Source organism: Tabrizicola sp. (assembly GCF_041911175.1).
Lineage (GTDB): Bacteria > Pseudomonadota > Alphaproteobacteria > Rhodobacterales > Rhodobacteraceae > Tabrizicola.
In genome coordinates, this window is the sequence record NZ_JAYRPN010000026.1 from 1 (window position 1) to 9,082 (window position 9,082).

Annotated in this window: 8 protein-coding genes; 3 read left to right on the plus strand and 5 right to left on the minus strand. The window is 63.2% G+C overall.

What is annotated here, in order from left to right; genetic code table 11:
* Positions 1–62 precede the first annotated feature (62 nt).
* Positions 63–1,718 (plus strand): energy-dependent translational throttle protein EttA, encoded by a 1,656-nt coding sequence (gene ettA, locus ACE3P6_RS03295; RefSeq protein ID WP_374391588.1) that lies wholly within the window; start codon positions 63–65, stop codon positions 1,716–1,718.
* 484 nt (positions 1,719–2,202) lie between these two features.
* Here ettA and ACE3P6_RS03300 read toward each other — a convergent pair whose 3' ends face one another.
* Positions 2,203–2,736 carry a hypothetical protein gene (locus ACE3P6_RS03300; RefSeq protein ID WP_374391590.1) on the minus strand — a complete coding sequence of 178 codons (534 nt, stop codon included), beginning with the start codon at positions 2,734–2,736 and terminating at the stop codon, positions 2,203–2,205.
* A 634-nt stretch (positions 2,737–3,370) separates the two neighbouring features.
* Here ACE3P6_RS03300 and ACE3P6_RS03305 point away from each other — a divergent pair.
* Entirely contained in the window at positions 3,371–3,529 is a 159-nt protein-coding gene (locus tag ACE3P6_RS03305; protein WP_374391592.1) for a DUF3309 family protein, read from the plus strand.
* Positions 3,530–3,900: 371 nt separating this feature from the next.
* Here ACE3P6_RS03305 and ACE3P6_RS03310 read toward each other — a convergent pair whose 3' ends face one another.
* The 4 genes from ACE3P6_RS03310 to ACE3P6_RS03325 form a co-directional block, all read right to left on the minus strand.
* A complete protein-coding gene (locus ACE3P6_RS03310) occupies positions 3,901–4,068 on the minus strand; it encodes a hypothetical protein (RefSeq protein WP_374391594.1) in 168 nt (55 codons plus the stop codon).
* Positions 4,069–4,341: 273 nt separating this feature from the next.
* Entirely contained in the window at positions 4,342–4,920 is a 579-nt protein-coding gene (locus tag ACE3P6_RS03315; protein WP_374391596.1) for a sulfite oxidase heme-binding subunit YedZ, read from the minus strand.
* A gap of 48 nt (positions 4,921–4,968) precedes the next feature.
* Entirely contained in the window at positions 4,969–6,447 is a 1,479-nt protein-coding gene (locus ACE3P6_RS03320) for an NAD(P)/FAD-dependent oxidoreductase (RefSeq protein WP_374391598.1), read from the minus strand.
* Positions 6,448–6,747: 300 nt separating this feature from the next.
* Positions 6,748–8,097 carry a nucleotide sugar dehydrogenase gene (locus ACE3P6_RS03325; RefSeq protein WP_374391600.1) on the minus strand — a complete coding sequence of 450 codons (1,350 nt, stop codon included), beginning with the start codon at positions 8,095–8,097 and terminating at the stop codon, positions 6,748–6,750.
* Positions 8,098–8,480: 383 nt separating this feature from the next.
* On the opposite strand from ACE3P6_RS03325, the gene ACE3P6_RS03330 reads away from it, so the two are divergent.
* Positions 8,481–9,082, plus strand: a 602-nt coding sequence (locus ACE3P6_RS03330) for a GDP-mannose 4,6-dehydratase (protein ID WP_374391602.1), incomplete at its 3' end; no start/stop codon positions are given.

Genomic DNA, 9,082 nt, shown 5'->3' on the forward strand with positions numbered 1-9,082 from the left:
GCCGCCCCTCCGCCCCGGATAGAAGGCCCCGATCCCCGGTTTCAGCGGCACGAGGCACCCCGATGGCATCCTACCAGTTCGTCTACCACATGGATGGCGTCTCCAAGACCTATCCCGGCGGCAAGAAGGTGTTCGAAAACATCCGCCTGAACTTCCTGCCCGGGGTCAAGATCGGCGTCGTCGGCGTCAACGGCTCGGGCAAGTCCACGCTCCTGCGCGTCATGGCCGGCCTCGACAAGGACTTCTCGGGTGAGGCCTGGGCCGCCAAGGGCGCCACCGTCGGCTACCTGCCGCAGGAACCGCAGCTCGACCCCGCGCTCAATGTCCGCGGCAACGTCATGGAGGGCGTCAAGGCCAAGCAGGCCAAGCTCGACCGCTACAACGAGCTTGCCATGAACTATTCCGACGAGACGGCGGAGGAGATGGCCAGGCTCCAGGACGAGATCGACGCCGAAAACCTCTGGGACCTCGATTCACAGATCGACGTGGCGATGGAAGCCCTGCGCTGCCCGCCCGACGACGCCGACGTGGAAACCCTGTCGGGGGGCGAACGCCGCCGCGTGGCGCTCTGCAAGCTGCTGCTCGAAGCGCCCGACATGCTCCTCCTCGACGAACCCACCAACCACCTCGATGCCGAGACCATCGCCTGGCTGCAAAAGCACCTGATCGAGTACAAGGGCACGATCCTGATCGTCACCCACGACCGCTACTTCCTCGACGACATCACCGGCTGGATCCTCGAACTGGACCGCGGCCGCGGCATTCCCTACGAGGGCAACTATTCTGCCTGGCTCGAACAGAAGGCAAAGCGCATCGCCCAGGAAGCGCGCGAGGACAAGGCCCGCCAGAAGGTGCTGGAGAAGGAACTCGAATGGATCCGCGCCGGCGCCAAGGCGCGGCAGGCCAAGCAGAAGGCCCGGATCAACGCCTATGATGAGATGGCGTCGAAATCCGAACGCGACAAGATCACCTCGGCCCAGATCGTCATCCCGAACGGCCCCCGCCTCGGCGGCAAGGTGATCGAGGTCGAGGGGCTGAAGAAGCACCTCGGCGACAAGCAGCTGATCGAGGACCTGTCCTTCGCGCTTCCGCCCGGCGGCATCGTCGGCGTCATCGGCCCGAACGGCGCCGGCAAGACCACGCTCTTCCGCATGCTGACCGGGCAGGAAAGACCCGACGCCGGCACCGTCAGCTACGGCGACACGGTGAAGCTTTCCTACGTCGACCAGTCCCGCGACGCGCTGGACGCGAACAAGACGGTGTGGGAGGAAATCTCGGGCGGCGCCGAGCAGATCGAGCTTGGCGACGTCACCGTGAACTCCCGCGCCTATTGCTCCTCCTTCAACTTCAAGGGCGGCGACCAGCAGAAGAAGGTGGGGCTCCTGTCGGGCGGCGAGCGGAACCGCGTCCACATGGCGAAACTCCTGAAATCCGGCGGCAACGTGTTGCTGCTCGACGAGCCGACGAACGACCTCGACGTGGAGACCCTCCAGGCGCTGGAGGCCGCCCTCGACGATTTCGCCGGCTGCGCCGTCATCATCTCCCACGACCGCTTCTTTTTGGATCGGCTCTGCACGCATATTTTGGCGTTTGAAGGCGACGCCCATGTCGAATGGTTCGAGGGCAACTTCGAGGCCTACGAAGAGGACAAGGTGCGCCGGCTCGGGCCGGATTCAATCGAGCCGAAGCGGGTGAAGTACAAGAAGTTCACGAGGTGAGGGGATGAGCTCTTTTATCTGCATTTGTAATCCCGTAAGGGTTTGGGATTATGCAGGGTTTTTCGCTACCAAGCGCGAAATCGGATACTGGGTATTTCCCAAGTCCACCTTTCGCGAGGTATCTGAGAACGATTCTCTTTATCTACGAGTGACACAGGCTGATAAACTCCCGGGTGTGTACGCTAAATTCTCCGTTACAGGAAAAAGGACTGGAGTGTGTCCAAAGGAATTCTGGCGACCCGGGGCCTATCCGCAAGACCTCCAATACTTGGTGGATTTCGAAGTAAGGGAGTACTTTCCGACGCAACGCGTCACACCAGATGACATGAGGATGGCTGGCGTCTCAGCAAGTTCTCCATTGCTACGAGTCCCGCAAGCAAAGGCGGCAATAATCGAGTCTCACGACGCTACTATCCTCGAAAATCTGATTGCTCGGCGTCGCCAAAATAACATATGACGGCTATCAAACTACTGTTATCGGTCGCTACGGCATGCAAGAAGTGAAGTCTGGACCGGCGATTTCTCTCAGTCCCTTCATATCAAAACTTACGATAGCTCTTTGACTTGCGACGGGCTGCAATTCGATCAAGAGTTGGCTGCCGCCGGCAATATCTCTAATGAACGAAGTTGATCGCTTCTCGGTGTCACTGAGATCAACGAGATGAAGCGCTCGGCCGGATTCCTGGGGTACTGAATAAACGAAAGCCCTTGGATCGTCATCGACACGATACGAAAATACATGCTCTTCAAGAAAAATGCACCCAGTTGTTCCTAACAGCGCTTGTGGGCCTTTCGGAGAACAATGCAAATATAAGCGCACCTCCGAAACGGTAGATCCACAGACCACAGGTGAATTCGCGTCGGTGAAGTATAACTCTGTTTGGTCGTCTGTCATTGGGGAAGTCTGGGTCTGCCTCGACCACTTGGTTGGGGCTTCTGCGAAGGCAACCTGCGCGATGACCAGTGCTATCGGAAGTACAAGTTTCATTTTCGCCACAAAGCTGGATTCGTTATTCATCCATGTATCAGTTCTGAGCTCGCGTCGGCAAGCCGTAGCAAGCAAGCCGTAGCAAGCCGTAGGGTGCGTGCTCGCACGCACCATTGCCCGACCCGGACACCTTCCCCCGGGCCACTCTTGGTGCGTGAAATCACGCACCCTACCCCCGTCCCTTACGCCAACATCGGTGCGTGAAATCACGCACCCTACCATCGCTCCGACGCGATCTCACGATGGATCGACGAATACGGCCAATCGTCGGGCCGTTCGACGAACCGTGCTTGACCGGGTTCATGGGGCAATACCGGACATGCGCGGCGAAATCCCCTCGTCCCGAATGTGATCGGCTTCGCCGCCGGGGCTCCGCCCGTTCGGTGCTGAAATCGGTCCACCTCGCGGACCAGCAGGTCTGATCCGCGCTCCGCGAGGCAGACCGTGAAGAACACGGGGTAGGCCGGGAAGGCGGGGACGCAGGTAGGTCGACATGGCCCACCCTCGCCCGGACGCGGCTAACGGCAACTGAGCTCGCGTCGCGATCCTGCCCGCCCGGCGGCGCCCCGTCCCACCATGCCCCCTCCGCCTCACGGAACCGTCACCCGTCACCGGCGTTTCCCTCTCGTCGCGGCCGTTCGGCCTTCACAGAAGGGACAGCACCATGACCCTCGGAACCATCCTGATCATCATCCTGATCCTCGCCCTGATCGGCGCCCTGCCGACCTGGGGCTATTCTCGCGGCTGGGGCTACTATCCGGCAGGCGGACTTGGGCTGGTGCTCGTGATCCTGCTCATTCTCGCCCTGATGGGGCGGGTCTGACAGGCTCCGCGGAGCCCGCCGCCCGGCCCGATCCAAGACCACGCATCGCGGAGGACATCATGAAGGGCATCATCGCCTGGCTTCTCGGAGTCCCGATCTTCGTCATCATCCTGCTCTATCTTACCGGCATCTTCTGATCCGGAACGCCCCGCTCGCCGGGGTTAACGGACCCTTGCGGCCGCGTTCGCGTCCCGACATCTGTCGGGACGGAAAACCGACGCGGACCCGACGCGAGGCGGACGGAAAATGGCGGTCCGAAAGGCGGCTTTCCCGCCGGGCAGGTGTTGACGAACCGGCAATCTCGCCCCGCCAAAAGGAAAGGGCGCGTCCTTCCCGGGCGCGCCCTTTTCTGCAAGCGGGGGTGGGGTGGGTCAGCCGAAATTGGTCTGGCCGCCAAGCTTGGCGCGGCTCGAGACGAAGGCGAACGGAACGGCGTGGCGGCCGGCGCGCAGGCCGGCGCGGCCAAGGCGGTCTTCGCCGGAAATGTGCGACAGGGCGTTGGTGCGGCCGAGGCGGGCTTTTTCGATGAGATCGGTCATTTGGGTGCTCCGTGGTGGCTGGATTGTGCTCTCTTTACCGTCAAACTCGCGACCTGAGGCCCATCTTTGACCACGGAATTGACGGAAACATGACCGGATTGCGCCGAAAGCACGCCGCAAAGGTGCCATTTTGTTGACAACCTTCGGTTGTTTTCAACGATATTGGGTCAGCATCGTGGCATCGTTTCGCGGATGGAACAAGTGACCCGCGGGCCGCCCGGCCACATCGTTGCCTGAGTCTGGAAAACGGGAATCACCCCGGCGGGTGATTCCTCAGGCCCGCTGCATCCGCCGGCGGTAACGCCGCACACGCCAGGCTTCCAAGAGGATCAGCGGCACCGAATAGACCGCGACCTCCCGCCAGCCGCCATAGTCGGTCATGATCCAGTGCAAGAGCGTCAGCACCGCCATCGGATAGACCCAGCGCTGCACCCGCTTCCAGAGCGGCCCCATCCGGTCCACCGCCGTGTCGAACGAGGTGGCGGCCAGCACCGTCATGATCGCCATCGCGATCCAGCCAACCAGCAGGTCCATCCGCAGGAACGACCGGAGCAGGGCGCCGAGGTTCACCCCCAGAAGCCAGATGAACGTGTGCAGCGCCGCATAGCCGAAACTGGCGACACCGAAATACCGCCGCCGCTGCCTCAGCCACGGCAAGGGGCGGCGGAACAGCTGCTGCAGCGGGGTGATCGCCAGGCTGAGGATGAGGAACCAGACCGAGGGCAGGCCGGTCCACCAGATGTAGTCCATCTTGGTGTGAGGCACCAACCGCTCGTAGAGCAGCCACAGGCCCGGCAGCGCCATGACGAGCCAGAGCAGGTAGATATCGTCGGTGATCCGGCGCAGGTTCATTCGAGGCCCCAAAGGTTGCCGCCGGGCCCCGGGGGACCGGCGGCCCGCCTATTCCGCGGCGAGCGCCGGCTTGACGCTGCCGGCCGGTTTCTTGACCTCGAATTCCTCGTGGTAGGAGCGTTCGACGTTCACGTCCCAGACGTCGTTCTTCTCGCCGAGGACGTTGCGGGCGGCATACATCGCCGAGAGCATGGAGTGGTCCTGGTTGTTGTAGCGGTGCAGCCCGTTGCGGCCGACCGTCTGGAAGTTCTCGAGGCTCAGGATCCACTCCTCCAGCACGTCGAGGGCGGCGCGGTATTCGCCGTCATAGACCGGATAGGCCTTGGGCTGCCGGATGATCGCGGCACCGATGACGTCGGACGCCTTGGCGAGCCCGAGTTGCTCCAGCTCCTTCGAGGCCAGAGCGCGCAGCTCCTCGTCCGTCATGGTCCAGAGCCCGTCGCCCTCCTGGCAGAAGTATTCCATGCCGATCGAGGCGGTGTTCTGGTCGGGCAGCATCTCCTTCGACCAGGCACGGAAGTTCTGGATGCGGCCGACCTTCACCTTGGGCGAATGGATGTAGATCCAGTTGTCCTTGAACGGGTCGGCATGGTCGAGCACCAGAGTGACGATCAGGAAATCGCGGTAGCGGAGCTTGTCCGCGGCGGCCACGACCTCGGGCGGCGGCGGCGGGTCGAAGGCGTGGATCAGGTCGCGCAGCGCCATCGAGTTGATGAAATGATCGCCCTCCACCCGCTCGGTCACGGGATCGCGCCCGTCCTCGTGCCAGTGCCGAACGTCGATCGAGGTCACGCGGTTGCCCTTGCGATTCACCCGCAGGACTTCAGAGCGCAGATGCACCTCGCCGCCCTGTTCCTCGACAAGCTCGGCCGTGCGTTCCCACATCATGCCGGGGCCGAGACGCGGATACTGGAATTCCTCGATGAGGCTCGTGGTGTCGTTCGAACCCGAAATCGCGTTCCATACCGCCTTGAACAGCGACAGGTTCTTGATCCGCTGCGCCGCCCAGTCGGCACGGATCTCCTTCGGGCTGATGCCCCAGACCTTCTGCGTGTAGCTGCGGAAGAAGTGCATGTAGAGCCGGCCGCCGAAGCGGTTGATCACCCATTCCTCGAAGCTTTCCTCCTTCTTGTAGGGGCGGACCTGCCACTTGAAATACGACAGGAGGATGCGCATCGACTCGTAGGGGCCGATGTTGACGAGGGCGTTCATGAGCTTCAGCGGATAGTCGAAGAACTTCTCGCGGTAGTAGATGCGGCTGAGGCGGGGGACGGTGATGAAATCGTCCTTCAGCACCTCGTGCCACATCGCCTCGACCTCCTTCACCTTGGTGAAGAAGCGGTGGCCGCCGATGTCGAAGCGGTAGCCGTTGTTCGATTCGGTCCGCGAGATGCCGCCGACCATGTCGGAGGCCTCGTAGACCTTCGGCTTGTGACGGGCCGAACGCTTCTGCAACTCATAGGCCGCGGTAAGCCCGGCCGGGCCGCCGCCGATCACCACGACGGGACTTGCGTCATCCTGCTGCATTCTCGCCACCACCGTTCCCGACAAACTGACTTTTCTAAAATCCTACCCCACGCTGCCGACTATACAGTCTGGCGCTGCAGGGGCAAAACCATCTTCACCGAACCGGCTGCCAAGGGCACCATTTATGGAACCAATCCCGGGTTTTATAACCGCTTCGTTCCCCTTCGCACCTGCAGCGAGGCGGGGACATGCAGAGAAATCAACCTTGGGTTGAATACGCCGCCACTCAGCACAACGAACAAATACAGCATCCGAATCGCACCTCCACTCCGGACACCGCGGACCGACCCGCGGCCCGCTTCAAATCTTCACGAACCGCCCCTCGGCGGGCACCACGCCGCGGGCCGCAAAGGCGTTCCGCGTGTCAAGCAGAAGCCGCGCCGACCGCGCCACGAGCGCATAGTCGACACGGGTATGATCGGTCGCCACCAGCACCGCATCATAGCCCGCCACCGCCTCCGCGGTCAGGGCAACCGAGCGGCGGCCGGCAAGGTCGGGATCGTCGCGGGTCAGCGGCATCACCGGGAAATAGGGGTCGTGGAAGTCGCAGACCGCGCCCATCGCCTCCAGCCGCTTGAGGATGGCCAGCGCCGGGCTGACGCGGGTATCCTCGACATCCCTCTTGTAGGCGATCCCGAGGATCAGCACCTTCGCGCCCGAGACCGGCGGCCCGCCGCGCTTCGACAGTTCCACCGCGACGCGGCCTGCGATCATGTCGGGGGCGTTGTCGTTGTTCGCTCGCGCCAGATCGACGATCGGCAGCGACGAGCCCACGTCGCGCGCGCGCCAGGACAGGTAGGCGGGCGATACCGGGATGCAGTCGCCGCCGATTCCGGGGCCCGGGTAAAATGGCATGTAGCCGAAGGGCTTGGTCGCCGCCGCCCGCACCACCTCCCAGACATCGACGCCCATCGCCTCGAGCGCCACCTTCATCTCGTTCACGAGCGCGATATTGACGGTCCGGAAACTGTTTTCCGCGAGCTTCACCGCCTCGGCCGTGGCCAGCGAACTGACCGGCACCGTCTGCGTGACGATCTGCGAATAGAAGAGGTCGATCAGATCGCGCGACCTGGCGTCGTCGGCCCCCACCACTTTCGGGATCGTGCGGGTCTCGAAGCTGTGGTTGCCCGGGTCTTCGCGTTCGGGCGAGAAGGCCAGGAAGAAATCCTCGCCCGCGCGCAGCCCGCCGCTTTCCAGGATCGGCCGGATCACGGTTGCCGTGGCGCCGGGCCAGACCGTGCTTTCCAGCACCACAAGCTGGCCCGGCCGAAGCCATTGGGCGATGCCTTCGACCGCCCGCAGGACGTAGCTCAGATCCGGCTCGCGCGCGGGCGACAGCGGCGTCGGCACGCAGATCAGGATCACATCCGCGTCGGCCAGCGTCGCGAAATTGTGGGTGGCCGCGAACCGGCCGCCTGCGACCGCGTTGCGGATCCGGTCCTCGGCGAAATAGGAGATGACGCGCTCTCCCGCGTTGATCGCCCCGACCCGCGCTTCGTTGAGGTCGAGTCCCGTCGTGGGAAAGCCGGTCTCGCTGATCGTCAGCGCCAGCGGCAGACCGACATAGCCCAGCCCCACCGTGGTCACCCGCGCCTCGTGCCGGGCGATCCGGTCCTTGAGCGTCGAGAACAGCGAAAAGGCATTGGTCATGGTCAAACTCGCAGCAGCACGCTCGGCACCGTCATCCAATAACACGGACCGCAGGCAGGATGCACATATCCAATTAGCCAAGCAAACGCCACGCGGCCAGTCTGGAATGTTGTACCTCTGCTGCGGACAATCGCGCCGTGACGCCGGGTTTGAAGCCGGTTGCCTTCCGCTGCCGCGCTCCCGGCGTGCCGGGCGATTCTGCGGGACACGCGGCAGCGGGTGGCACGGGGCGATGGCAGTGTCTGCAATCCCTGTTCACCGATCGCTGCAGCGCCGGACTGTTTCCTTTGGCGCGGCCAGCCGGGACAACCGCATGGCCGCCGCCCTGCGTCCGTGATAGCATCCGCAGCCGGATCGGCGGGCTGGATTTCAGGCGAGGGGACATGAAGATACTGATCACGGGCGGCGCCGGTTTCATCGGCTCGCATCTGTCCGAACGTCTCGTTGCCGAAGGTCATTCCGTCACCGTGCTCGACGACCTTTCCACCGGACGGCGCGAAAACCTCGCAAGCCTTGCCGGGCACAACCGCTTCCGCTTCGTCGAAGGCACGATCCTCGATCCCGCGCTGGTCCAGGGCCTTATCGACGAGACGGACGCGATCTTCCACCTCGCCGCCGCGGTCGGTGTGAAGCTGATCATGGAGGAGCCGTCGCGGTCGATCCTGACCAATATCAACGGCACCGAGAACGTGCTGAAGGCGGCGCTGAAGGACCGCAAGCTGACCTTCATCGCCTCGACCTCGGAAGTCTATGGCAAGGCAACGAAATTCCCCTTCTCGGAGGATGACGACCTGACCATCGGCGCGACGCGGAACCTGCGCTGGTCCTATGCCTCGGCCAAGCAGCTCGACGAATTCCTGACGCTTGCCAATGTCCGCGAGGTTGGCCTGCCCGCCGTCATCCTGCGCTTCTTCAACACCACCGGCCCGCGCCAGACCGGCCGCTACGGCATGGTGTTGCCGAACTTCGTCCAGGCCGCGCTGGA

What these genes read in the sequence shown, in the direction of transcription:
- ettA (WP_374391588.1), top strand. Translation starts at nt 63, where the DNA reads ATGGCATCCTACCAGTTCGTCTACCACATGGATGGCGTCTCCAAGACC.
- ACE3P6_RS03300 (WP_374391590.1), bottom strand. Translation starts at nt 2,736, where the DNA reads ATGAATAACGAATCCAGCTTTGTGGCGAAAATGAAACTTGTACTTCCG.
- ACE3P6_RS03305 (WP_374391592.1), top strand. Translation starts at nt 3,371, where the DNA reads ATGACCCTCGGAACCATCCTGATCATCATCCTGATCCTCGCCCTGATC.
- ACE3P6_RS03310 (WP_374391594.1), bottom strand. Translation starts at nt 4,068, where the DNA reads ATGACCGATCTCATCGAAAAAGCCCGCCTCGGCCGCACCAACGCCCTG.
- ACE3P6_RS03315 (WP_374391596.1), bottom strand. Translation starts at nt 4,920, where the DNA reads ATGAACCTGCGCCGGATCACCGACGATATCTACCTGCTCTGGCTCGTC.
- ACE3P6_RS03320 (WP_374391598.1), bottom strand. Translation starts at nt 6,447, where the DNA reads ATGCAGCAGGATGACGCAAGTCCCGTCGTGGTGATCGGCGGCGGCCCG.
- ACE3P6_RS03325 (WP_374391600.1), bottom strand. Translation starts at nt 8,097, where the DNA reads ATGACCAATGCCTTTTCGCTGTTCTCGACGCTCAAGGACCGGATCGCC.